Annotated in this window: 26 protein-coding genes; 20 read left to right on the top strand and 6 right to left on the bottom strand. The window is 59.9% G+C overall.

Annotated features, from left to right (window positions below):
• Nucleotides 1-47 precede the first annotated feature (47 nt).
• From K3754_RS13005 to ribD, 12 genes are all read left to right on the top strand, one after another.
• Nucleotides 48-320 (top strand): sarcosine oxidase subunit delta, encoded by a 273-nt coding sequence (locus K3754_RS13005; protein ID WP_037909270.1) that lies wholly within the window; start codon nt 48-50, stop codon nt 318-320.
• A complete protein-coding gene (locus tag K3754_RS13000; RefSeq protein ID WP_259937862.1) occupies nt 317-3,253 on the top strand; it encodes a sarcosine oxidase subunit alpha family protein in 2,937 nt (978 codons plus the stop codon). The genes K3754_RS13005 and K3754_RS13000 overlap by 4 nt, the downstream gene beginning before the upstream one ends.
• Entirely contained in the window at nt 3,246-3,788 is a 543-nt protein-coding gene (locus K3754_RS12995) for a sarcosine oxidase subunit gamma (RefSeq protein WP_203210673.1), read from the top strand. Before K3754_RS13000 ends, K3754_RS12995 begins: the two co-directional genes overlap by 8 nt.
• Nucleotides 3,789-3,841: 53 nt before the next feature.
• Nucleotides 3,842-4,150, top strand: coding sequence for a hypothetical protein (locus K3754_RS12990; protein ID WP_203210674.1), 309 nt, complete (start codon nt 3,842-3,844; stop codon nt 4,148-4,150).
• Between the two features lie 81 nt (nt 4,151-4,231).
• Entirely contained in the window at nt 4,232-6,199 is a 1,968-nt protein-coding gene (gene dnaG / locus K3754_RS12985) for a DNA primase (protein WP_259937861.1), read from the top strand.
• Between the two features lie 136 nt (nt 6,200-6,335).
• Nucleotides 6,336-8,324, top strand: a complete 1,989-nt coding sequence (gene rpoD / locus K3754_RS12980) for an RNA polymerase sigma factor RpoD (RefSeq protein ID WP_203210676.1) — start codon at nt 6,336-6,338, stop codon at nt 8,322-8,324.
• 161 nt (nt 8,325-8,485) lie between these two features.
• Nucleotides 8,486-8,926: a hypothetical protein gene (locus K3754_RS12975; RefSeq protein ID WP_203210677.1), complete on the top strand. Its 441-nt coding sequence runs from the start codon at nt 8,486-8,488 to the stop codon at nt 8,924-8,926.
• A complete protein-coding gene (locus tag K3754_RS12970) occupies nt 8,920-9,309 on the top strand; it encodes a hypothetical protein (RefSeq protein WP_259937858.1) in 390 nt (129 codons plus the stop codon). Before K3754_RS12975 ends, K3754_RS12970 begins: the two co-directional genes overlap by 7 nt.
• Complete coding sequence (locus K3754_RS12965) at nt 9,306-9,719, top strand: hypothetical protein (protein WP_259937857.1); 414 nt, start codon at nt 9,306-9,308, stop codon at nt 9,717-9,719. Before K3754_RS12970 ends, K3754_RS12965 begins: the two co-directional genes overlap by 4 nt.
• A gap of 40 nt (nt 9,720-9,759) precedes the next feature.
• Nucleotides 9,760-10,170 carry a secondary thiamine-phosphate synthase enzyme YjbQ gene (locus K3754_RS12960; protein ID WP_259937856.1) on the top strand — a complete coding sequence of 137 codons (411 nt, stop codon included), beginning with the start codon at nt 9,760-9,762 and terminating at the stop codon, nt 10,168-10,170.
• Between the two features lie 152 nt (nt 10,171-10,322).
• A complete protein-coding gene (nrdR, locus tag K3754_RS12955) occupies nt 10,323-10,793 on the top strand; it encodes a transcriptional regulator NrdR (protein WP_025046768.1) in 471 nt (156 codons plus the stop codon).
• A complete protein-coding gene (gene ribD, locus K3754_RS12950; protein WP_259937855.1) occupies nt 10,790-11,878 on the top strand; it encodes a bifunctional diaminohydroxyphosphoribosylaminopyrimidine deaminase/5-amino-6-(5-phosphoribosylamino)uracil reductase RibD in 1,089 nt (362 codons plus the stop codon). The genes nrdR and ribD overlap by 4 nt, the downstream gene beginning before the upstream one ends.
• 5 nt (nt 11,879-11,883) lie before the next feature.
• Here ribD and K3754_RS12945 read toward each other — a convergent pair whose 3' ends face one another.
• The 3 genes from K3754_RS12945 to K3754_RS12935 form a co-directional block, all read right to left on the bottom strand.
• Nucleotides 11,884-13,920 (bottom strand): capsular polysaccharide biosynthesis protein, encoded by a 2,037-nt coding sequence (locus tag K3754_RS12945; RefSeq protein ID WP_259937854.1) that lies wholly within the window; start codon nt 13,918-13,920, stop codon nt 11,884-11,886.
• 9 nt (nt 13,921-13,929) lie between these two features.
• The gene (locus tag K3754_RS12940) at nt 13,930-15,063 is read right to left on the bottom strand and encodes a polysaccharide biosynthesis/export family protein (RefSeq protein WP_203210682.1); all 1,134 of its coding nucleotides are present in this window, start codon (nt 15,061-15,063) and stop codon (nt 13,930-13,932) included.
• A gap of 116 nt (nt 15,064-15,179) precedes the next feature.
• Nucleotides 15,180-16,472, bottom strand: a complete 1,293-nt coding sequence (locus K3754_RS12935; protein WP_203210683.1) for a capsule biosynthesis protein — start codon at nt 16,470-16,472, stop codon at nt 15,180-15,182.
• A 137-nt stretch (nt 16,473-16,609) separates the two neighbouring features.
• Here K3754_RS12935 and K3754_RS12930 point away from each other — a divergent pair, with 137 nt between their 5' ends.
• The 6 genes from K3754_RS12930 to K3754_RS12905 all read left to right on the top strand — a co-directional run bounded on the left by K3754_RS12930 (nt 16,610) and on the right by K3754_RS12905 (nt 20,394).
• Nucleotides 16,610-17,203, top strand: coding sequence for a riboflavin synthase (locus K3754_RS12930; protein ID WP_259937852.1), 594 nt, complete (start codon nt 16,610-16,612; stop codon nt 17,201-17,203).
• Nucleotides 17,200-17,775 (top strand): hypothetical protein, encoded by a 576-nt coding sequence (locus K3754_RS12925; protein ID WP_259937851.1) that lies wholly within the window; start codon nt 17,200-17,202, stop codon nt 17,773-17,775. Before K3754_RS12930 ends, K3754_RS12925 begins: the two co-directional genes overlap by 4 nt.
• 111 nt (nt 17,776-17,886) lie before the next feature.
• Nucleotides 17,887-19,011: a 3,4-dihydroxy-2-butanone-4-phosphate synthase gene (ribB, locus tag K3754_RS12920; protein ID WP_259937849.1), complete on the top strand. Its 1,125-nt coding sequence runs from the start codon at nt 17,887-17,889 to the stop codon at nt 19,009-19,011.
• A 5-nt stretch (nt 19,012-19,016) separates the two neighbouring features.
• A complete protein-coding gene (locus tag K3754_RS12915) occupies nt 19,017-19,568 on the top strand; it encodes a 6,7-dimethyl-8-ribityllumazine synthase (RefSeq protein ID WP_259937848.1) in 552 nt (183 codons plus the stop codon).
• A complete protein-coding gene (nusB, locus tag K3754_RS12910; protein WP_259937847.1) occupies nt 19,565-20,047 on the top strand; it encodes a transcription antitermination factor NusB in 483 nt (160 codons plus the stop codon). The genes K3754_RS12915 and nusB overlap by 4 nt, the downstream gene beginning before the upstream one ends.
• A 53-nt stretch (nt 20,048-20,100) precedes the next feature.
• Nucleotides 20,101-20,394, top strand: a complete 294-nt coding sequence (locus K3754_RS12905; RefSeq protein WP_259937846.1) for a hypothetical protein — start codon at nt 20,101-20,103, stop codon at nt 20,392-20,394.
• Between the two features lie 212 nt (nt 20,395-20,606).
• Here the strand turns inward: K3754_RS12905 and K3754_RS12900 are convergent, their stop codons facing one another.
• Nucleotides 20,607-21,029: an SRPBCC domain-containing protein gene (locus K3754_RS12900; protein ID WP_259937845.1), complete on the bottom strand. Its 423-nt coding sequence runs from the start codon at nt 21,027-21,029 to the stop codon at nt 20,607-20,609.
• Nucleotides 21,026-21,346, bottom strand: a complete 321-nt coding sequence (locus K3754_RS12895; RefSeq protein WP_203198683.1) for a helix-turn-helix transcriptional regulator — start codon at nt 21,344-21,346, stop codon at nt 21,026-21,028. The genes K3754_RS12900 and K3754_RS12895 overlap by 4 nt, the downstream gene beginning before the upstream one ends.
• Before the next feature lie 236 nt (nt 21,347-21,582).
• On the opposite strand from K3754_RS12895, the gene K3754_RS12890 reads away from it, so the two are divergent.
• Entirely contained in the window at nt 21,583-22,053 is a 471-nt protein-coding gene (locus K3754_RS12890) for an MmcB family DNA repair protein (protein WP_203210691.1), read from the top strand.
• Between the two features lie 3 nt (nt 22,054-22,056).
• Here K3754_RS12890 and K3754_RS12885 read toward each other — a convergent pair whose 3' ends face one another.
• Nucleotides 22,057-22,245 carry a DUF6324 family protein gene (locus K3754_RS12885; RefSeq protein ID WP_203210692.1) on the bottom strand — a complete coding sequence of 63 codons (189 nt, stop codon included), beginning with the start codon at nt 22,243-22,245 and terminating at the stop codon, nt 22,057-22,059.
• Nucleotides 22,246-22,326: 81 nt separating this feature from the next.
• Here K3754_RS12885 and K3754_RS12880 point away from each other — a divergent pair, with 81 nt between their 5' ends.
• Nucleotides 22,327-22,809: a GNAT family N-acetyltransferase gene (locus K3754_RS12880; protein ID WP_259937839.1), complete on the top strand. Its 483-nt coding sequence runs from the start codon at nt 22,327-22,329 to the stop codon at nt 22,807-22,809.
• The last annotated feature ends 63 nt before the right edge of the window (nt 22,810-22,872 follow it).

Here is a 22,872-nt window from a genome sequence, read left to right as displayed (position 1 = left end):
TTTTGGCCAAATGAAGCAGGGGCGCAGCGCCCCTCGGGGAGCCTGTTGTGAGAATTGAATGTCCGATCTGCGGCAGCCGTGACCGGCGTGAGTTTTACTATCAAGGTGCCGCTGTGGCGCTGGATCGCCCGGCGCCGGACGCGGGCGAGGCGGCCTGGGACAGCTATGTGCATCTGCGTGACAACCCGGCAGGGGAGACCCGCGATCTGTGGCATCATGAGGGCGGTTGCGGGTCATGGCTTGTGGTCACCCGCGATACAGTCACCCATGCGGTTCACAAGGTCGAGCTGGCCAGTGATGTGAAGGGGGCGATGTCATGAGAGTGAATGGCAAAGGTCTGATCGACCGGTCCAAACCGGTCAGCTTTAGTTTTGATGGAAAGTCCTATCGCGGCTATGCCGGGGATACGGTGGCCTCGGCCTTGCTGGCCAATGAGGTCAAGCTGATGGGGAGGTCCTTCAAATATCACCGCCCCCGTGGCCCTCTGACCGCAGGCAGCGAAGAACCAAATGCCCTGATCACCGTGGGGCGCGGTGCGCAGCAGGATCCAAACGTCCGCGCCACTGTGCAAGAGCTCTATGACGGGCTGGTCACCCGGTCCCAGAACGCCTGGCCGTCGCTGGATTTTGACGTCATGGCGATCAACGATCTGGCCGCACCATTTCTGGGCGCTGGGTTCTATTACAAGACTTTCATGTGGCCCAAAAAGTTTTGGGAAGCGGTCTATGAGCCAATCATCCGCAATGCGGCGGGCCTCGGGGCGCTGGGCGGCGAGACCAACGAAGACAATTACGAGCGGGCCTATGCCTATTGCGATTTGCTGGTCATCGGCGCGGGGCCAACGGGCCTGATGGCCGCGTTGACCGCCGCGCGGTCCGGCGCGGATGTGATCCTGGCCGACGAAGACGCGATTATGGGCGGGCGGCTGAATGCCGAAACCGGCGCGATCGGCCACCAGTCCGGTGCGGCTTGGGCGGCAGAGATCGTTGCGGAACTCGGCGCGATGGACAACGTGCGCCTGATGACCCGCACCACGGTCACAGGGGCCTATGACGGCGGGATGTATGGCGCGCTTGAACGGGTCAACCACCACACCGGGAAACGCGGCGGCGGCGCCCCGATGGAGACCTTCTGGCGGATTTCCACGAAACAGGCGATCCTGGCCGCAGGTGCAATTGAACGCCCCGTGGCGTTCCGCAACAACGACCGTCCGGGCATCATGACGGCCTCCGCTGTGCGGTCCTATCTGAACCGTTGGGGTGTCAGCCCCGGCAAGTCGGTCACCGTCTTTGGCAACAACGATGATGCGCACCGCACCGCCCTTGATCTGTCGGCGGCAGGTGTGCGCGTTGCGGCCCTGATCGACAGCCGCCATGACGCGGCCATCGAAGGGGCGGATTTCCCTGTCTATACCGGTGCGCAGGTTTGCAACTCCGGTGGGCGCAAGGAATTGGAAAGCATCACCATCCGCACCACTAGCGGCGAGCAATCCATCCAGACCGATTGTCTGGCGATGTCCGGCGGCTGGAACCCGACGGTGCATCTGACCTGTCACATGAACGGGCGGCCCACTTGGCGGCCAGACATTCAGGCGTTTGTGCCGACCGAGGGCATGATCCCCGATATGACCGTGGCCGGGGCCTGCAACGGCACGTTTTCGACCCACGGCTGTTTGCAGGCAGGGGTTGAGGCCGCAAAAACCGCCTTGTCTGCATTGGGCAAGAAGTCGGCCGATGTGACCTTGCCGCAAGCCGAGGATGCACCTTATAACCTCTCGCCGCTTTGGGCTGTGGCAGGCAAGGGGCGTGCCTGGCTGGACTTCCAGAACGATGTTTCGGTCAAGGATGTCAAACAGGCGGCCACCGAAAACTTCCGCTCGGTCGAGCATATGAAGCGTTATACCACGCAAGGGATGGCAACCGATCAGGGCAAGAACTCCAACGTGGGGGCGCTGGCGGTTTTGGCAGATGCCACCGGGCGCGGCATTCCTGAAACCGGCACGACCACATTCCGTCCGCCCTATTCACCAGTGGCCATTGCCGCGATGGGGGCAGGGGCGCAGGGCAAGGGGTTTGCCCCGCAGCGGTTCACCACCAGCCACAAAGCCAGCCTGCGCATGAACGCGCCGATGATCGAGGCCGGCCTGTGGTATCGCCCCAGCTATTTCCCGAAATCGGGCGAAACCAACTGGCGGCAATCGTGTGACCGCGAGGTTGGCTATGTGCGCAATGCGGTTGGTATCTGCGACGTGTCCACATTGGGCAAGATCGACATTCAGGGGCCGGACGCCGCGGCGCTGCTCGACTTTTGTTACACAAATATGTTCTCGACCCTCAAGGAAGGGCGGGTGCGCTATGGGCTGATGCTGCGCGAAGATGGCTATGTCATGGACGACGGCACCTGTGCGCGGCTGGGCGAAAACCACTATGTCATGACCACCACCACCGCTGCGGCGGGGCTTGTGATGCGGCATCTGGATTTTGTGACCCAGTGTTTGCACCCGGAGTGGCAGGTGTCCTTTACTTCTGTTACCGAACAATGGGCGCAGTTTGCTGTGGCGGGGCCAAAATCCCGCGATCTGCTGAACCGCATTCTGGAGCAGGAGATTGACAACGAAAGCTGGCCGTTCATGGCCTGTGGTCCGGCAAAGGTTTGCGGTGTCGACGGGCGCTTGTTCCGCATCTCGTTCTCGGGTGAACACGCCTATGAGGTTGCTGTGCCAGCCCGCTACGGCGCGGCGCTGTTTGATTTGCTGGTGGAACGCGCCAGCCAGATGGGCGGGGGTGCCTACGGGATGGAAGCGTTGAACGTGCTGCGGATCGAGAAAGGCTTTCTCACGCACGCTGAGATCGAAGGTCGGGCGACCGCCTTTGACATCGGGATGCAAGGGATGATGTCACAAAAGAAAGACTTTGTCGGCAAGACCATGGCCGCGCGGCCCGGCTTGGTGGATGAAGATCGTCCCCAACTGGTGGGCCTCAAGCCCGTCGGCGCGGTCAAGAAACTGACCGCGGGCGCACAGCTTTACCCGCAGGGCGCAGAGGCCGTCGCGAACAATCTGGAGGGGCATATCTCTTCGGTCGGGTTCTCGCCGGATGTGGGCACGTTCATTGGCATGGGGTTCCTCAAACGGGGCCGTGACCGCATGGGGGAGGTGATCCGCATGGTGGATCATATGCGCGGGCTGGAAAGCGATGTCGAAGTGTGCAGCACAGTCTTTGTCGATCAAGAAGGGGAGCGGGTACGTGGTTGAACTCAAAGCGAAAACACCGTTTGAAGGCTTGCTTCCGCTGACCATTGGTCAGGCCAAGCTGACAGAAATGGATGCGGGCAACCTAACCTCCTTGTCGCCATTGGGTGAGGAAAAGGCGATGGCAGCGGCGCTTGAAAAGGCGCATGGCATGGCCTTGCCAAAGCCCAATCGGTCCACCGGCAAAGAGGGGGCAAGGTGCATCTGGTTTGGCCGGGGCGAGGCGCTTTTGATGGGGCCTGCACCGGACGCAAGCCTGAACAAACATGGCGCGGTGGTGGATATATCCGATGCCTGGTCGGTGGCCTTGCTCGAAGGGCCGGCGGCGGTTGATGTTCTGGCCCGTTTGGTGCCTGCGGACCTGCGCGACAGCCAGTTCAAGCGCGGCCATTCCATCCGGACGCAGGTCTTTCACATGGCGGCATCCATCACCCGGCTTGGCCCGGAGAAGTTCATGATCCTGGTGTTCCGGTCGATGGCAGGCACCTTGGTGCATGATCTCAAGGCGGCTATGGCAGCGGTGGCCTCTCGCGGTTAACCTATGGGCGGGGTGCGAATCCCGCAGGTAAACCTAAGTGGAGACCATTAACGATGAAGCATGTTGCATTGGCATTGGCTGGGGCATTGGCCCTGAGCGCAGGATCCGTGGCGGCAGACGCCGCCAAAGAAGAAGACTGCGGCCATCAGGCGGCGATTGTGTCGGCGATCCAGAAGGCCCGCATGGACCGGGTGAAGGAACGCAAGGTACAAGAGGCAGTCTTGGCCGGTGAGGTCACATGGCCAGAGCGCTACAATGCCGCGATTCCGCTGTTTACCGGAGAGATCTACAAGCTGAAAAAGCGTGATCTGCGCAAGACCGATCTGGGCGCGCAGTGGAAAGCAGCCTGTCTGGCAAACTGATGCTGACGCAAGGCGGTGCTAATTTGCAAAAGGCAGCGCCGCTCTGTGGACTTTGATCCACCGGACCCAATATAAAGTGGTATGAGCCTGCCACCCGGATTTTTGGACGAATTGCGCAGCCGTTCCAGCCTGTCACAGGTGGTCGGCCGCAAAGTTATATGGGATCCGCGCAAATCCAATCAAGGCAAGGGCGACATGTGGGCGCCTTGTCCTTTTCACCAGGAAAAATCTGCGTCTTTTCATGTGGATGACCGAAAAGGCTTTTACTATTGCTTTGGCTGTCACGCCAAGGGCGATGCCATTTCCTTTGTGCGCGAGACAGAGAATGTCGGCTTCATGGAAGCGGTGGAGATCCTTGCCCGAGAGGCCGGGATGCCGGTACCCAAGCAAGACCCCAAAGCGCAGGAAAAAGCGGACAAACGCACGCAGCTTGCCGAGGTTATGGAATTGGCGGTGCGCTGGTTCCGGCTGCAACTGCGCACCGGTGCGGCGGAGGAGGCACGCAATTACTTGGACCGGCGCGGGCTAAACGCCGATGCGCTGGAACGCTGGGAAATCGGATTTGCACCGGATCAATGGCAGGGACTTTGGGATGCGCTCAAAGGCAAAGGGGTCGAAGATGACCTGATCCTGAGCGCGGGTCTGGCCAAGCCGTCGACCAAGGGCGGCAAGCCCTATGACACGTTTCGCGGGCGGATCATGTTCCCGATCCGGGATGCGCGGGGCCGGGCTATCGCCTTTGGCGGGCGGGCGATGGACCCCAACGACAACGCCAAATACCTCAACTCACCCGAGACCGAACTTTTTGACAAGGGCCGCAGCCTCTACAACGTGCGCGAGGCCCGCACTGCGGCGGGCAAGGGCATGCCGCTGTTGGTCGCCGAAGGGTATATGGACGTCATTGCCCTGCATGGCGCTGGGTTCGAGGCGGCGGTCGCGCCCCTTGGTACCGCCATCACCGAAAACCAGCTTCAGATGCTGTGGCGCATCGCGCCAGAGCCGATCATCACGCTCGATGGCGACACCGCTGGACAACGCGCCGCGATGCGGCTGGTGGATTTGGCGCTGCCACTGCTGGAGGCCGGGCAATCACTGCGCTTTGCGGTGATGCCAGAAGGGCTCGATCCAGATGACCTGCTCAAGGCGCAGGGGGCACCGGCGTTGCAGAAACTGATTGATCAGGCGATCCCGATGGTTCAGCTGCTGTGGCAGCGCGAAACAGACGGCAAGGTCTTCGACAGTCCCGAACGCAAGGCGGCCCTCGACAAGGCGCTGCGCGAAAAGATCAAACTGATCAAAGATCCGTCCATCCGCAGCCACTACGGACAGGAAATCAAAGATCTGCGTTGGCAGCTGTTTCGCCCGAAAAGCAACGCATCGCGGCCCATGGGGCGGGGCGGCAAGGGCCGCTGGCAATCCAATGCGCCACAGCCACCCGTGCCATCGACCAAAGCATCGGTGCTGGCCACGGCAGCGGATGACAGAACCACCGAACATCTGCGCGAAGCGGTGATTTTGGCGGCGTTCCTGACCTGTCCGCAAATCGTCGAAGACTTTGAAAGCGGGCTGGAAACGATGACTTGCGCTGATCCCTTTCATGCGCGCCTGCGTGATCTTATCCTCCGGTATGGCCCGGACGGCGAAGCGGTGTTGCGCGAAAAAATATCCGACGCACTGGGCTATGACGCCCTTGAAAACCTGATCACACAGCGCCATGTCGCCATTACACCCTGCATTCGCAATCCGGGCGACGCCGAGATGGCCGCGATGACCGTGGCCGAGGAACTGGCCAAATTAAGCGCGATGCGGGGTTTGGATGCGGAAATAGCCGAAGCGATGGAAGACCTGACCGGCGTTGCAGACGAAGGCGTCACCTGGCGGCTCAGCGAAGCGGCACGGGCCGCGGACCAAGCCACCCGCACGGGCCAGGAAGACAAGGCAGAATACGAGGTAGGCGACAATGGCGCCCGCATGAGCAGAGACGAACGCAGTGCGCTGGATACACTGCTTGGAAACATCAAATACGAAAAGCCAAAACGCAGGAGGTAAATCGCTCCGTGACCTTTTGGCAGGTACTTTAGGAAAAAGCAGGGTAACGGGTTTAAGAATCACCCCGAACCCCTCATGATTCGGAAAATTCGAATCACCCCCAGATGATTCGCGCGATTGCGCCGGAGGAGACGACATGGCCGCCAAGGATACAAACGACGACGCCAAGCGGGACGAGAACGACAGCGGCCATTCGCTGGATATGTCCCAGGCTGCCGTCAAAAAGATGATCGGTGAGGCCCGCGAGAAGGGCTATATCACCTATGATCAGCTGAACACCGTTCTGCCGCCCGATCAGGTCAGCTCTGAACAGATCGAAGACGTGATGTCGATGCTGTCTGAGATGGGCATCAACATTATCGAAGATGAAGACGCCGAAGAGGAAGAGGCCAAGGGCTCTACCGAGCTGACAACGACCGACAGCAACAAAGAGGTCGCGCTGTCCTCTGGCACCAGCGAAAAACTGGACCGCACCGACGATCCGGTGCGCATGTACCTGCGCGAGATGGGGTCGGTTGAACTGCTGTCCCGTGAAGGCGAGATCGCAATTGCCAAGCGTATCGAGGCTGGCCGGAACACGATGATCGCGGGCCTGTGTGAAAGCCCGCTGACCTTTCAGGCGATCACCATCTGGCGCGACGAACTTTTGTCCGAAGACATCCTGCTGCGTGATGTGATCGATCTGGAGGCGACCTTTGGCAACCAGATGGGCGACGAAGAAGAAACAACACCTGTTGTTCCTGCCGCCGGTGCCGCAGCGTCCGAAACCAAGACCGAAGAGACCAAGCAAGAGCTGGACGCGGACGGCAACCCCATCACCACCGACGACGACGATGATGAGGACGAACAGGCCAACATGTCTCTCGCAGCCATGGAAGCAGCGCTGAAACCGCAGGTGCTTGAGGCGCTGGACATCATCGCGGACGACTACGTCAAGCTAAGCGAGATGCAGGACAGCCGGATTTCGGCGACCTTGAACGAGGATGGCTCCTTCTCGAAAAAGCAGGAAGACACCTATCAGAAATTGCGGGCGGAGATTGTGCTGCTGGTGAACGAATTGCACCTGCACAACAACCGTATCGAAGCCCTGATTGACCAGCTTTATGGCATCAACCGCCGGATCATGCAGATCGACAGCGCGATGGTAAAGCTGGCCGACCAGGCCCGGATCAACCGCAAGGAATTTGTGGATTCCTATCGCGGTTATGAGCTCGATCCAAACTGGATGGAGCGGATGGCCGAAAAGACCGGCCGCGGCTGGCAGATGTTCATTGAACGCTCCAGCGACAAGGTTGAAGAACTGCGCGCCGACATGGCGCAGGTGGGGCAATATGTCGGTTTGGATATCTCTGAATTCCGCCGCATCGTGCAGCAGGTTCAGAAAGGCGAAAAAGAGGCCCGTCAGGCCAAGAAAGAAATGGTCGAGGCAAACCTGCGCCTCGTGATTTCCATCGCGAAGAAATACACAAACAGAGGTCTGCAATTCCTTGATTTGATTCAGGAAGGTAACATCGGCCTGATGAAGGCGGTCGATAAATTCGAATATCGCCGCGGCTATAAATTCTCCACCTATGCGACATGGTGGATCCGTCAGGCGATCACCCGTTCGATTGCCGACCAGGCCCGCACGATCCGTATTCCGGTGCATATGATCGAAACCATCAACAAACTGGTGCGCACGGGCCGCCAGATGTTGCATGAGATTGGCCGCGAGCCGACGCCGGAAGAATTGGCCGAAAAGCTGCAGATGCCGCTTGAGAAGGTCCGCAAGGTGATGAAAATCGCCAAGGAGCCGATCAGCCTTGAAACCCCCATCGGTGACGAAGAAGACAGCCAACTGGGCGATTTCATCGAGGACAAGAATGCCGTGCTGCCGCTCGACAGTGCCATTCAGGAAAACCTCAAGGAAACCACGACGCGTGTTCTGGCCTCGCTTACCCCGCGTGAGGAACGTGTTCTGCGGATGCGTTTCGGTATCGGCATGAACACCGACCATACGCTTGAAGAGGTCGGCCAGCAGTTCAGCGTAACACGCGAACGGATCCGCCAGATTGAGGCCAAGGCGCTGCGCAAGCTCAAGCACCCAAGCCGGTCCCGCAAGCTGCGGTCGTTCCTCGATCAGTAAAATGGCCTGACGTGAATAGACAGAAAACGCCCGGTTTCCGGGCGTTTTTTTGTGCATGGCGTTTGATGATCCCTGCGCCAAATGCCGCCGATGTGAGACGGTTTGAATTTGAACTCCGGCCCGGAGCACCTATTTGTAAGGCAACAATGAAAGGTCTCCTTATGCGGTCTGCTCTTCTTGCGCTTGCGATCACACTCGCGCCCGGCCTTGCCGCTGCGCAATCTTTCACCGCTGTGAACCAGCTTAAGGTGGTTCCGCTCAACAACAGCACCTTCGAAGTGATCGAAGCCCGCGGCGAGGGCGCGCGGGGCATATGGTGCGCGGCATCTGACTTTGCCCAAAAACGTTTGGGGCTGACACAGGGTGGTCGCATCTATGTGCATACCGCGCGCGGCCCTTCGATCAGCGGTCTGGGCCGCAAGGGCGTGGTGTTCACGGCTGATCCCTCCGCCCTGTCTGTGCCGCCAAGCGCCTCGGTGTCGGTCAGTGTGCGTCAGGTCGGTCAGGGCCTTCCGATCCAGCATGCCTATCTCTTTTGCAAAGATTATCTGATTGAACTGCGCGACATCAAACTTCGCCGTTTGGGGGCGGACGCATGGTAAAATTTGCATCTGCCCTTTTGCTCGCCCTTGCCGGTGCCACCACCGCAACAGCACAGGATTTCCGAGCGGAAAACCGTGCAACGGTCACGCCTGTAGCTGGCGGATTTCAAATCGCGGATGGTGCGGGCTTTGGCGCACGCGGCATGTGGTGCGCCGCCGCGGATTACGCCAATGACGTTCTGGGTGCCCGCAGCACTGCACGGATTTATGTGGTCGGGCCGCGCCTTTCATTTGATGCGCCTGTGACCTTCTCGCTCGATCCGTCGGACGTTTCTCCCAGGCAAGTCCAGATCCTTTCGCAATCTCTGCGCGTTGCCGGGGCCAACCTTTCCTTGGCCCATGCGCAAAGTTTTTGTGCAGATGCGCGTCTGATCAACCGATGATCCGCGGGGTCTGCTTTGCACTGTTGGCGATGTATTTGCCCATCGCGGCAGGCGCTGGCACCGAAGGAGAGGAAGACCGGTTCTTGGTGATCAACCCGCTGACCACTTCGGATTTCGAGGTTGTGCAAGGCATGAACATGGGCGCGGCAGAGTTTTGGTGCGGCGCGGCCAGCTATGTTGAGCGGCGCCTTGGCCTGTCCGAAACCACCCCGATCTATCTCAAACGCCCACGAGGCCCGTCGCGGACCGCGGCAGGGCGCAAGGCCGTGACCTTTTCCCTCAGCGCAGCCGGCCTGCCGCCCGATGACCCCGCGCGGTTGACGCTCACTGTCAAACAGCCGGGCGCGATGGTGAAATCAGTCAATGCGCGGCGGTATTGCCGTGATGCATTTACCCGTTCCACAAAATAGAGCGATTGCCATTCCGGCCCGCGCAAGTCACCCTTTGCCCATGCAAACCCGGTTCTCCATTTCGACCCATGGTCAGGGTCTTTACGAATTTACGCCGCGAGTTGCCTCGTGGCTGAAGGGGCAGGGCGATGGCCTGCTGACATTGTTCGTGCAGCACACCTCTGCCTCCCTTTTGATACAGGAAAACGCCGATCCAGATGTGCAGCGTGATCTCTTGGCCTATTTTGCCCGCCTTGTGCCGCCGTCGGACGATCCAGCCATGCGCTATCTGCGGCATACGATGGAGGGACCGGACGACATGCCCGCCCACATCAAGGCCGCGATGATGCCGGTATCGTTGAACATTCCGGTCACCGCAGGGCGCATGGCCCTTGGCACGTGGCAGGGCATTTATCTTTTTGAGCACCGCACGGCCCCGCACAGCCGCCAGATCGCAGCGCATTTTGCCTGAGGTTGGCGAAAGCCGCAGTTTAGTCGCATCATGGCCCCAGATGTAGTGGTCAAATTGCCCCCTACCCAAAACCTCGTGAACCCCCTATAAGTTTAGACAAGAGGGCGGGTTGCGCCCCTATAGAGGCGGAATGACAAAGAGGGGGACGGCCCATGCGCTGCCCGTTTTGCGGAAATATCGACACCCAAGTGAAAGACAGCCGTCCGGCAGAAGATCACGTTTCAATCCGAAGACGCCGGTTCTGCCCAGCCTGCGGCGGGCGATTTACCACCTACGAACGGGTCCAGCTGCGCGATCTGGTGGTGATCAAGACCAGCGGCAAACGCGAAGACTTTGACCGCGACAAGCTGGAACGCTCCATCCGCATCTCCATGCAGAAACGTCCGATTGACCCCGAACGGATTGATCAAATGATCAGCGGCATCGTGCGGCGCCTCGAAAGCATGGGCGAAACCGACATAGGCTCCAAACAGATCGGCGAGATCGTGATGGAGGCTCTGGCCCGGATTGACACCGTTGCCTACGTGAGATTTGCAAGCGTTTACAAAAACTTCCAGGCGGCAGACGATTTTGACAAATTTGTTCAGGAATTGCGGCCAGATCACCCTGTAGAAGAAGAGTGAGCGACCAACGATACATGGCGCTGGCGCTGTCCCTCGGGCGGCGCGGGCAGGGGCGTGTCTGGCCCAATCCGGCGGTCGGCTGTGTGATCGTGTCGCAAAACCGGATCGTCGGGCGGGGCTGGACCCAACCGGGCGGGCGGCCCCATGGCGAGGTTGAAGCATTGGCGCAAGCGGGCGCTGCAGCGCGCGGCGCGACGGCCTATGTCACACTTGAGCCTTGTTCACATCACGGACAAACCCCGCCCTGCGCACAGGCCCTGATCGACGCGGGCGTGGCGCGTGTCGTCGTGGCCACCACCGACAGCGACGCGCGGGTAAATGGGCAGGGTTTACAAATGCTGCGTGATGCAGGCATCGAGGTAACCCTAGGAGTGGGCGAGGCCGAGGCCCGCCGTGATCATGCCGGGTTCTTCCGGCGTGTTGAATTGGGGCGGCCGCTGCTGACCCTCAAACTGGCCAGTTCCTTTGATGGCCGCATTGCCACCGGCACGGGGGAAAGCCAATGGATCACCGCCCCGCAAGCGCGGCGCGTGGTGCATGCCATGCGCAGCCGCCATGATGCGGTAATGGTGGGCGGCGGCACCGCGCGGGCGGATGATCCCAGTCTGACAGTGCGAGATTTGGGTGTGGATCACCAACCCGCCCGCGTGGTGGTATCCCGCCGCCTGGATATCCCATTGATGGGGCAACTGGCCCGCACGGCGGCTGAGATCCCGGTGATTTTGTGCCATGGCAAAGACGCCGATCCGATGCTGGTGCAAACATGGCGCGATCTGGGTGCGGTTTTGCTGCCTTGCGCGGCACGGGGCGGACAGCTTGATCCGGCGGATATCATGCAACAACTTGGCGCCCATGGGCTGACCCGCGTATTCTGTGAGGGTGGCAGCGCCTTGGCGGCGTCTTTGCTGGAAGCCGATCTTGTGGATGAACTGGTCGGCTTCACCGCCGGTCTGGTGATCGGGGCCGAGGGTTTGCCGGGGGTTGGCGCGATGGGGCTGGAGACCCTGCGCAACGCGCCCCGTTTTGATCTGCGCCAAACACTGGCTTGCGGGCCGGATATCCTGCACGTCTGGACACGGCCCTAGACCGCTCAACGGCCCCGCCAAAGATGGGCGCGGCTGGCCATAAGTCCCTGTAATTTCGACAAAATCCGAAGGCCCAATCCCCGCGCGGACACCTCGCCCGCAAGCAGGCGGTCGATGATCAACTCCACGGGGCAGGGCAAGCCGGTTTGCGGATCGAGATAACGCGGATAATCAATCAGGGCTGCATGGACCAGCCCTTCAAGCGGCACGTCAATCCGCCGCCGTGGTGGCACATCGCCGCGATCTTCGCTAAGCCCCCATCCGGCGTAAAACGGCGCGCCAAAGGTCACGACAGGCACCCCGCGCAGCAAAGCCTCGAACCCCAAGAGCGAAGTCATGGTCCAAACCCCATCCACTTGGCCCAGCAAACCCGCCGGATCGATGCCTGCAGCGATGTGATCGGCAAGACCGGTGGCATCAATCACACCATCGCGCAAACCCGCTTCCACATCTGGATGCGGTTTGTAGATGAGGTAGTCATCGGGGTTGGCCGCACGGGCGGCTTGCAATAGCGCAAGATTGTCCGAGATGTCCTGCGTGCCCAGACGGACAGAGGCATCATCGGCCACCTGGCCGGGCACCAGAATGCGTTTTTGACCGGGACCATCGTCCAAATCACTTGCCGCACCTGTATTGTATTTGCTCAGCCCGGCTGAGGTCAGCGCGGTGATCAAGGCCCGGGCGCGGGCTGTCTGATCGGGCCGCATCTGTGCCCGCGTTTCGATCCAATGTTCCAAACGACTGGGGCGGGAGGGATCGTAGTAAATGCCCAGGTCGTCACAAACCAACGACAGCGGCGGCACCAGCGCGGCGCCCAATCCCTTGGACCGCAAGAAGCCGTCTTCGACCCGTATGGCGTCCTCATGGCCGACCTGTGCCTGACCAGACCAAACCATCCAGGGACGTCCCGTATTGCGCGCTTTGGCCGGATCATCTTGGAATATCAGCGGTTTGAACTGTCCGAACATCTTGTTCAGCGGACGACGTTTCCACATCCGCATACCTGAGGCCACCCAGCCGCGATGATCTTCGCGCCACGCACGGGCCTGCGCGGCCTGCGCCTCGATGGCGGTTTCCAGCTCGCAAAGCTGATCACGGTGCGGATCATACCACTTTGGGTAAAGGATCATCGCCGCCGCAAACAACTGGGCCCGCGTCAGGCTGCGCTGGCGGCGCTGCACCGGAAATTCATCCGTGGTCAGGCCCCATCCGGCATAGAACGGCTTGCCAAACACGCGCGGTTTGTGGCCCGCAAAAATTGCCTCAAAGCCAAGCTGTGAGGACACGGTGTAGACCCCCACAGCCCCTTCAAACAGTGCCCAGGGGCTGACCGGATCAGTAAGCAGAGAGATCTTGTTATTAATGTCTTTGTCGGTGAAATACCCCGCGCGATGGCCCTGCGCAGTTTCGGGGTGCGTTTTGATAATGACCCTGGCACCGGGGTGTTCCTCTTGTGCAAACACCAGCATCTCAAGGAACCGGCCGCGGTCGGCCTCAGAGGCGGTGACAGAGGCATCGCCCTGTGTCTGGTCAATCACCAGCACATAGCCGGGCGGCGGGGCCGGGGCACACGGATCAAACCCGCTGTATTTGGTCAGTTGCGCCTCGGCCATCCGTGCCATCGCACCACGTGCGCGGTTCAAAAGCGCGGTGTCATCCAGTGGGTGTTCGGCCAGCAGCATCTCAAGGTCTGATGGCTGTGCGGGATCAAAATGTACGCCGCGATGGTCCACCAACAGGCCCAAGGGCGGCTCGCCCGCGCGCCCTGGATGCAAGGATCTGATCCATGCATCCTCAACCCGCACAATTGGGGCCTCATGTTTGGCGGCAACGGCAAGTCCGCGATGCGCGGTGGGCGAATTGCCCCAAACCGCAACGGCATCGCCTTCTTTTGGCAGTCCCAGATGCAGGGAATAGCCCGAAAGCTGCAGAATGCGGCGGACGCGCCGCTGGGTCAGAAACCCGCCATTATAGACAAAAAGCCGCCGGTCCCTGTCAGGTCCGGCGGCCGGTGTGTCATATATTTCAGGCCCGAGAGCCATGATCAGGGGTTACTCGCCAGTGAGCGATGTCAGGCTGGCCGCAGATCCGGCCGTGCCTGTGATGGCCGAGATGACCTTGCTCCACTGCGTGAACGGTGCCTCTGTCACATAAAGTGTATCGCCGTCCCGCACCACAAAATCGCGGGCCATGAACATGCCGTTGGGTTTGGTCAGGTCCAGAACATAGACCATCCGCTGTGCGCCCTGAAAATCGTTGCGACCCAGAACTTGCCCGGCAATCTCTGCCGGTTCGTTGCGGAAAATGAACACGCCGGTCGGATCCGCCGAAGAGGCGCTGAGCCCGCCAACCTGTGCGATACCTTCAAGCGCGGACAGATTTTGCGACTCAAAGGGCACCTGCGCCTGGCTGCCGGTGGCGCCCAATGCGGTGAAGGACCGTGTGTCTTCTTCGACAAGGATGCGATCTCCGGCACGCAATGCGATGTCCAGTTCGGGGTGGTCATAGAGATCCTGCAACCAGATCTTGCCGCGCATCTTGCCGCGGATCACGGTGATTTGGGCAATCTCGGGTTCGATCGAAACACCGCCCGCACGGGCCATCATGGTGCCCAAGGTGCGCGTCGGCCGTTCAATCGCATAAACGCCCTGCGCCCCGACCGCGCCGATCAGCGAAACGGTTGAACCATCTCCGGCGGCGCGGCGCACTTCGACCTGTGGGTCAGGGGTCTGCTCGCCCAGTTTGGTGGTGATGATACGGCGGATGGCGTCAGGGGTATTGCCCGCCGCCTTGATCCGGCCCGCATAGGGGATAAAGATAAAGCCCGCGCCATCAACCTGCACTTCTTCGAGCAGGGTCGCGGGGGAGCCTTCGACGCCCAGAAGCGGATCGTCAACGTTTTCATAGACCGTGATACCCAGAACGTCGCCAGGACGGATCGTGTCAGACCCAAGCGGAGCTGCGCGTTTGAACTCTTCAGAGAAGCCCAAGGCCGGGGTCAGGGCCGTGGCGCGGGTCACGCGGTCATTGACGGAGACGACAAAGGCGTCGCCTTCCTTTTGCACGGATCCTGCGAAAATCTGGCGTTTGTTGGGGCCGACCTGCGGCAAACCACAAGACGAAACAACGGCCAACGCCGCGATTGCTGCGATGGGGTGCGCCCACCGGAAAGATACGGATTTCACTGCCCGGTCTCCTCGACCTATTCACTTCTGCCTCAGTATTCGCCGGTTTTTTCGGCGTAATTGCGGCCAAGCTACCGCAGTTGTCTGTAAAAATCTAGCGTGCAGAGGTGCTTGGCTCAGGTGACGATGCGCAACTGTTGCCTTGGGGCCGCGGTCCCTTGATCAAAGGCCTGATAGGGATCCTCACCAGCAAGCATCATATCCACCACCAGACGCAGCAATTGCCGTCGCCCCTTGGAGGAATAATAACCCCCCGGAATTTGTGAGGTTTCAAGAAGATAGCGGCGGTAATCTTTGTAGGCGCGGCTATCGGGACGGCTTGGCCCCTTGAAAAACTCTGGCAGGGATTGATCTGAGACAAACTCGGGCTTGGCATAGACCGCATCGCCAAACACCTTCAGCGGAATGCCGCGCCAAAGAGCCTGCTGTCCGGCGGTCGAGTTGACCGTGACAGCGGTGCGGGCATCGTCCAAAAGTCGGGCCAGCTTACCACCGCGGACAAAATGCACCCGGTCTGCGACACCGGCTGTCCGGGCCAGACGTTTGATATCGCGGCGTACGGGCACGCGGCCGTCCTCAAGCGGATGCGCCTTGAACACCAGATGATGATGGGTCGGCGCCCCCTTGGCAAATCCGTCGATTACCAGCGCCAGAAACTCCGTCATCGTGCCGAAGGGCGAATGCATCTGGAATGAGCTGTCATGTTCCAGTTGCAGCAGGGCCAGATGATAGGGAAAGCCGCCGTTTCTCACCCGCCAGGTGGCCAGGAACCGCTGTAACCAGATCACCGGCATCAAGAGCAACCGTTTGAGATAGAGTTGGAATTCCTTCGATACGGGCAAACTGCGATGGGGGCGGAAATGCCGGTACTTGCGGTTCGCGAACATAACGAACCAGTGATAGGCGGCCCCGTAAAAGATGTGTTGGCGCATGTCGCCCCAATGGCCGGGGGGCAGGGGCGCTTCCATGTCGGATTGGGCCATGACGCTGCGCATCTGGTCGATGCTCATCCCCATCAGATGCGAATTGCCGTTGCTGCCGCCCCGTTCGTAAGTGACCCAATAGGGCCGCATATAGCCTTCCTCAAAGACATGCACCGCAATGCCTGCCGCCTTGGCCGCCGCAACAGCGCAGGCATGGATCGGGCGCGTGTCGCCATATAGCACGATGTCGGTCACAGATTTTTCGACCATCAGATCGGACAGGAAAGGCTCCCAATCGTCACTGGGCGCGGAAAACGGGATATAGCTGGCCTTGTCGCGCCAAAACGCCTGATCCCCCGCATTGAATCCGACCCGCCAGACCTCAGCGCCCGCAAGGCGCAGCATCCGGCCAAGCCTGTCAAAGAACGGCCCGTGTGGCCCTTGCAGGAATAAAAAGACCCGGTTTTGGCAATCTTCAGAGGACATTCTGCCCTTTCATCTTTGCATGCCATATTTTTAATCAGGATATGGCCCCTGTCGCAACAACACTGTGCTTTCACTTGCCTGTACCACAGGTGAAGGTTACGGAAAGTTAACGACGATTGCGAAAAAGAGGAAAACCCATGTTCACCGGGATTATCACCGACGTAGGCGAGGTTATCGCGCTGGAGCAGGAAGGCGATCTGCGGGCGCGGATCAAAACCGGCTATGACACCTCCGGCATTGATATGGGCGCCTCTATCGCCAGCGACGGGGTTTGCCTGACGGTCGTGGATCTTGGGCCAGATTGGTATGAGGTTCAGATCAGTGCGGAAACGGTCGAGAAAACCAACATTGGCGGCAATGGCTGGCACAAGGGCAAACGGCTGAACCTTGAGCGGGCCTTGAAAGTCGGCGACGAGTTGGGCGGGCATATCGTGTCGGGCCATGTGGACGGAGTGGCCGAGATAATCGCGATGCAGGACGAGGGCGACAGCACCCGCGTGACCCTGCGTGCGCCTGCCGATCTGGCCCGTTTCATCGCGCCCAAAGGGTCTGTCGCGTTGAACGGCACGTCCCTGACCGTAAATGAGGTGGACGGTTGCGATTTTGGCATCAACTTTATCCCCCACACCAAGGACGTCACCACATGGGGTGGTGTCAAAGTGGGCGATCAGATCAATCTTGAGATCGATACGCTGGCCCGCTACGTCGCGCGGCTGGCAGAAATGTCGTGACACCGGGTATCGGGCATAATCAGGGGCCAAGCATGGAGCGCGGCCAGAGGTTCCGCGCCTTCCAGTGGAAAAAAGCGCGTGAGGCGGCGATGCCCAAGACCATGCCTTTGATGGTGGTGCGCATGCATGTGCGGCGCGCCCATGCGCTGGGTCTCGATTATCCGACCTATGCCTCAATCCGCAAAGCCAGCGGTCGTGACATTATGGGCTTGTTGTTCTCCTCCAACGCGCTGCGCGTGGTTAAGGCATCAGAGCCGCAGATGCCCTTGCCACGCAGTGAGGTCGTCTCAGCCATCGAAGGTGCACAGAAACTGGCGCTCGTGCATCGGCCCTTGCATGCGGGGCAGGTGGCGCAGGCCAATCCGGCACTGGATCATGTGGATGCGGCGCCAAAGTTCACAGACAGCTGGTCAGACATGCGTGATCATCTGGGCAGGGTGATCACCAGCCGCAGGCTGGTTTCGGATCAGGTGCTGATCATCGGCGACACCACGTTTGAGCGAGATTGGAGCGCCGCCGCCCGCGCCGCCGGATATGTCGATGCCGCGCGGTATTTCGGCGCGGGCGCTTGAGGGCAAATCCGCTCTATTTTGTTGGGCTTTGACGGCAGTGATGCTGCGGCACCTCTGGCCATCGCCGGGCGCTTGAGCTATGTGCGGGCGAGAACGGCGATAGGATATGTCATGAATTTTGAAACACCCGGACCGGTCGAAGAAGGGCTGGCAAGCGCCATTGCCCCGATCGAAGAGATCATCGCAGAGGCCCGCGCAGGCCGGATGTTTATTCTGGTTGATCATGAGGACCGCGAAAACGAGGGCGATCTGGTGATCCCGGCACAGTTTGCGGATGCCGATGCAATCAATTTCATGGCCACCCACGGCCGCGGCCTGATCTGTCTTCCGATGACGGCTGCACGGATTGAGACGCTGGAACTGCCGATGATGGCGGTCAACAATTCCTCCCGCCACGAGACCGCCTTTACCGTCAGCATCGAGGCCCGCGAAGGGGTCAGCACCGGCATTTCCGCTGGCGACCGTGCCCTGACCGTGGCCACCGCCATCAACGAAGATCTCGGCGCGGCGGACATCGCCACCCCCGGCCATGTCTTTCCCCTGCGGGCCCGTGACGGCGGCGTGCTGGTCCGTGCGGGTCACACAGAGGCCGCCGTGGACATCAGCCGCCTTGCCGGATTGCACCCCTCCGGCGTGATCTGCGAGATCATGAAGGAAGACGGCACCATGGCCCGCCTGCCGGATCTGGTGGAATTTGGCGCAGAGCATGGCCTCAAGATCGGGACGATCAGCGATCTGATCGCCTACCGCCACAAGCATGACAACCTGCTGGTAGAACGCGACCGCCGCACAGTAACCTCCGCCTATGGCGGGGAATGGGATATGCGGATTGTCGCGGACGAGATCACCGGCACCGATCACGTTGTCCTGACCAAAGGTGACATCAGCACCGATGCGCCTGTGCTGGTTCGGACCCATGCGATCAATGCACTCGAAGATATCCTTGGACTGGGGCCCAGCCCTGCGGACGAGCTGCCCCGCGCCATGCAGATCATCGCGGACGAAGGCCGAGGCGCAGTGATCCTGTTCCGCGATCCATTCCCGCGCCTGCGCCTGGACGACGACGAAGAAGACGCGCCGCGCACCGTCAAACGCACTGGCCTTGGCGCGCAGATCCTTTCTTCCATGGGGCTGCATCAGCTGATCCTGCTGACCGACAATCCCGAAACCCGTTATCTGGGCCTTGATGCCTATAACATCGAAATCGTGGGCACCCGGCCCATCACGGCGGAGTAATTCACATGGCAGCAACCGAAGATCACACCGTTCTGGCGCGTCCCAGCTTTGACAAACCGCTGAAGGTTCTGATCGTTGTTTCACCCTACTATAGCGATATCGCGGGCGGCCTGCTGACCGGTGCCAAGGCCGAGCTTGAGGCGGCAGGGGCCAGTTACGAGGTGGTCGAAATGCCCGGCGCGCTGGAAATCCCCACCGCCATCGGCATCTCGGACCGGCGCAGCAACTTTGACGGCTATGTCGCGCTGGGCTGCGTGATCCGCGGCGAAACCACACATTATGAAACCGTCTGCAACGACAGCTCGCGGGCGTTGCAATTGCTGGGCCTTCAGGGGCTGTGCATTGGCAATGGTATCCTGACGGTTGAAAACCGGACCCAAGCCGAAGTGCGTGCCGATCCGGACGGTCAAAACAAGGGCGGCGGAGCTGCCGCTGCGGCCTTGCATCTTATTGCGCTCAGCCGTAAGTGGGGCAGCCAAAGCAAAGGCATCGGTTTTAAACCGCTGGGCGCAGACACGCTCTTGGCGGGCGATACGGACGGAAACACACACGCATGACCCAATCGGCACCCGGCCTGTCCGGCAACCAGAAACGCAAGATGAAATCGGCATCGCGGCTTTATGCTGTGCAGGCGTTGTTCCAGATGGAGCATTCCGCGCAGACCATTGACCGTGTGCGCCGCGAATTCATTGAGCACCGCTTTGGCGCGGTCTACGAAGACGGCGAGATGCTGGACGGTGATCTGGATCATTTCTCATCAGTGCTGGAAAACGCCGTGAACCACCAGGCGGCGATTGACCAGATGACAGACCGTGCATTGGTGGCCAAATGGCCGATTGCCCGGATCGACCCGACCTTGCGGGCGCTGTTTCGCGCGGCTGGCGCCGAACTGCGCGGCAAAGACACACCAGCGCGTGTGGCGATCAAGGAATATGTCGACATCGCCGGCGCGTTCTTTCCCGATGGCAAGGAACCCAGCTTTGTGAACGCGGTACTGGATCATATGGCCCGCGAAGCCCAGCCCGAGGCATTCTGACACCTTTTGCCTGCTGCGCAAAATGGGCTATCTTCTTGTCAGGAGGGCTGCCCATGCCTGTGATCGTTCGGTTCTACATTCAACACACCATCATTGGATTTGTCGCCTCAGCGGCATTTATCGGGGCGCTGCTCTATTTCAACGTTGCCAACCTCTGGCACCTGATCAGCACCTCTGACATCGGGCTGCTGGCAGGGTTTTTACTATGGTTTTTCAATGGCATCGTTTTTTCAGGGGCACAGACCGCCGTGGCCGTCCTGTTGATGAGCGAAAGCGATGAGGACGATGGCCCGAAGGGTGGCAAAGGCATCGCTGTGCCGGTCTTGGCTCAGGTGCGCCGACCCTGAAATCGGGGGAGTGTGACGGGACCGCACCTGCCGGTCAGCTTTTTATTCCCGAGGACCTGTATGTACAGGTGGGCGCCAGATAAATGAACCAGGGCTCAAACAGAGCCAGCTCCCTCGGATTTGCTTAAGGCCACTGGAATGTAGCGTCACACGCACAGGGCAGTACCCGTCACGGACCTTAGGTAGGCCCGTAACGGGGAGGCGGCAAGGGGTCAGTCCGCTTTTTCGTGAATGTGCGCGCGCATCCGCCCGATATGATCGTCCCACCCTTTGTCGAGCGCCAGTGTGAGGCCGAATGCCGCTTCGCCTTGGGGCAAGCCGTCATGCTCCAGCGCCAGTTTCGTGCCGCCAGGCACCTCGGTCAGGGTCCATTTGACAGTGCTGACCGCATCACCCATGGGTTTGACGGTAAAGGTATATTCCAGATACTCGGGCTTGCGGGCCACGCGGACCTCTCCCCAGATCAGCAAATCACCACTTTCGGTGCCGAACATTTCCAGCTTTGCCCCGGCGGCCAATGCTGTCTTGGGCGCATGAAACCACTTGGCCAGATGTTCCGGCTCGGTGAGATAGTCCCAGACCGCCACGCGATCGGCCTCAAGAAAGATGGTTTTGCGGATGTTTGTCTCAGTCATGTCTTGTCCTTTTCAATGGCAGTTTTCAAATCGCTCAGGCGGTCGTCCCAGAATCCGTCGAAATAGTCGAACCAGCTCAGAACGGGGCCAAAGCCCAGCGGGTTGATGCTGTTGATGCGTTCGCGGCCACGCGGCTCGACCGTGATCAGACCGCCATCACTCAGAACGGTGAGGTGTTTTTTGACGGCTGCGCGGGTCATATCGAAACGTCCCGCAACATCTGCGATGGTCATGTCTTGCTGACTGAGCATCTTGAGAATGTCGCGCCGCGTCGGATCTGCCAAAGCGCGAAAGCAAAGCTGTGCGGGATCGGGCATCGTGTCGGGATCCTTTTATGATACTTTCTGGTATCATTAAATTAGAAACCATATGGTATTATGTCAACTCTGGCAAAGGAGTGGCCTCAGAACACTGTTTTTACTAGGAAAATTGCCGTTTTTATTAACCGCTGGAAAGCCAGATAGCCGCTGCTAAGGGGCCGCGATTCAGCCTGACACCTTCAGATTCGATAGGTGGCCTTGCAAATGTTCACGTAATGTTCATAAATTGAACCATGGCATATGTTGACCTCTCCCCCGACACACCGACCCCGCAACCCGGACAATTGCTGGCCCGTGGCGTGGCGCGGCATCTGGTCAGCCACGGCTTTGCCTGCGTTGAGGAATTGGTGCCGGCACGCGGGCTGCGCGTTGATGTGATGGCGCTTGGCCCAAAAGGCGAGATTTGGGTGGTGGAATGCAAATCCTCCCGCGCCGATTTTACATCAGACAACAAATGGCGGGGTTATCTGGAATGGGCCGACCGGTTTTTTTGGGCCGTGGATGATGTCTTCCCGACAGAACTACTGCCGGATGAGACCGGGCTGATCATTGCCGATGCCTATGGAGGAGAGATCCTGCGCATGGGGCCGGAAACCAAACTGGCCCCGGCGCGGCGCAAAGTCATGTTGCAAAAGTTCGCATTTCACGCCGCCCGCAGGCTGCACCACCTGCGCGACCCGGAAATGCGGTTCAGCGACAGCTAGAGATCACCGCTTGCCGCCGCCTGCGCGATGCGCAGCCGCTGTGATTTCTTCGGCAATTTCGATGGCCTCTTCCGGCGTGAAATCCATCGGAATTTCGATGCCGTCACCCTCGACAAAAAGCCGCACCATTCCTGCATCGGTTGGCCCGATTTGCAGGTTTGCTTCGATATCGCGTTCGGTGTTGATACCCATGTCATTCTCCGGTCTTGCTGGGCGATATCGCTATCCTGCCCGGCCTTGAAAGGCAAGCGGACTGCGGCGCAGACTACAACGATGGACAAGATAGAGATTCGCAAGTTTACCCCGCAGGACCGGGATTGGCTGCATGAGCAGCACAAAGTGCATTACGCCACCGAAGAGGGTTTTGATGACAGCTTTGGAGCGCTGGTCGGCTCGATCCTTGATGATTTTATCGCAGATCACGATCCAAGCTGCGAGGCCGGCTGGATCGCATGGCAGGGGGGACAGCGGCTTGGCAGTGTATTCTGCGTGAAGCTCGACGAACAAACCGCCAAACTCAGGCTGTTCCTGCTGGTGCCCCAGGCCCGCGGCACCGGACTGGGCCGCCGGATGCTGGACACCTGCATGGATTTTGCCCGCACCCAAGGCTACCACAAGATGCAACTGTGGACCCACGAATCTCACCGCGCGGCAGGGGCGCTCTATGCCAAGGCGGGTTGGGAATTGGGAGAAACCAAGCATGTGATCTCATTCGGCAAGGAAAATGTCGAACAAACCTGGCGGATTGCCCTCTAACTTCTCAATTGATCGGGCGCTTAGGGTCTTGCAATCTTTGGGCACGGCAGCTAAATCCGCCCC

Origin of the sequence: Sulfitobacter sp. M368, from assembly GCF_025141875.1 — a bacterium.
In the GTDB taxonomy this organism is placed as follows: domain Bacteria; phylum Pseudomonadota; class Alphaproteobacteria; order Rhodobacterales; family Rhodobacteraceae; genus Sulfitobacter; species Sulfitobacter mediterraneus_A.
The sequence above is the reverse complement of the archived record's forward strand: the minus strand, read 5'-3'. Positions and strand labels throughout refer to the sequence as shown.

Bases quoted from the DNA above. Each gene is read 5' to 3' on its own strand.
- K3754_RS13000 (WP_259937862.1), top strand. From the start codon at position 317: ATGAGAGTGAATGGCAAAGGTCTGATCGACCGGTCCAAACCGGTCAGC.
- K3754_RS12990 (WP_203210674.1), top strand. From the start codon at position 3,842: ATGAAGCATGTTGCATTGGCATTGGCTGGGGCATTGGCCCTGAGCGCA.
- dnaG (WP_259937861.1), top strand. From the start codon at position 4,232: ATGAGCCTGCCACCCGGATTTTTGGACGAATTGCGCAGCCGTTCCAGC.
- rpoD (WP_203210676.1), top strand. From the start codon at position 6,336: ATGGCCGCCAAGGATACAAACGACGACGCCAAGCGGGACGAGAACGAC.
- K3754_RS12975 (WP_203210677.1), top strand. From the start codon at position 8,486: ATGCGGTCTGCTCTTCTTGCGCTTGCGATCACACTCGCGCCCGGCCTT.
- K3754_RS12970 (WP_259937858.1), top strand. From the start codon at position 8,920: ATGGTAAAATTTGCATCTGCCCTTTTGCTCGCCCTTGCCGGTGCCACC.
- K3754_RS12965 (WP_259937857.1), top strand. From the start codon at position 9,306: ATGATCCGCGGGGTCTGCTTTGCACTGTTGGCGATGTATTTGCCCATC.
- K3754_RS12960 (WP_259937856.1), top strand. From the start codon at position 9,760: ATGCAAACCCGGTTCTCCATTTCGACCCATGGTCAGGGTCTTTACGAA.
- nrdR (WP_025046768.1), top strand. From the start codon at position 10,323: ATGCGCTGCCCGTTTTGCGGAAATATCGACACCCAAGTGAAAGACAGC.
- K3754_RS12945 (WP_259937854.1), bottom strand. From the start codon at position 13,920: ATGGCTCTCGGGCCTGAAATATATGACACACCGGCCGCCGGACCTGAC.
- K3754_RS12935 (WP_203210683.1), bottom strand. From the start codon at position 16,472: ATGTCCTCTGAAGATTGCCAAAACCGGGTCTTTTTATTCCTGCAAGGG.
- K3754_RS12930 (WP_259937852.1), top strand. From the start codon at position 16,610: ATGTTCACCGGGATTATCACCGACGTAGGCGAGGTTATCGCGCTGGAG.
- ribB (WP_259937849.1), top strand. From the start codon at position 17,887: ATGAATTTTGAAACACCCGGACCGGTCGAAGAAGGGCTGGCAAGCGCC.
- K3754_RS12915 (WP_259937848.1), top strand. From the start codon at position 19,017: ATGGCAGCAACCGAAGATCACACCGTTCTGGCGCGTCCCAGCTTTGAC.
- nusB (WP_259937847.1), top strand. From the start codon at position 19,565: ATGACCCAATCGGCACCCGGCCTGTCCGGCAACCAGAAACGCAAGATG.
- K3754_RS12905 (WP_259937846.1), top strand. From the start codon at position 20,101: ATGCCTGTGATCGTTCGGTTCTACATTCAACACACCATCATTGGATTT.
- K3754_RS12900 (WP_259937845.1), bottom strand. From the start codon at position 21,029: ATGACTGAGACAAACATCCGCAAAACCATCTTTCTTGAGGCCGATCGC.
- K3754_RS12895 (WP_203198683.1), bottom strand. From the start codon at position 21,346: ATGCCCGATCCCGCACAGCTTTGCTTTCGCGCTTTGGCAGATCCGACG.
- K3754_RS12890 (WP_203210691.1), top strand. From the start codon at position 21,583: ATGGCATATGTTGACCTCTCCCCCGACACACCGACCCCGCAACCCGGA.
- K3754_RS12885 (WP_203210692.1), bottom strand. From the start codon at position 22,245: ATGGGTATCAACACCGAACGCGATATCGAAGCAAACCTGCAAATCGGG.
- K3754_RS12880 (WP_259937839.1), top strand. From the start codon at position 22,327: ATGGACAAGATAGAGATTCGCAAGTTTACCCCGCAGGACCGGGATTGG.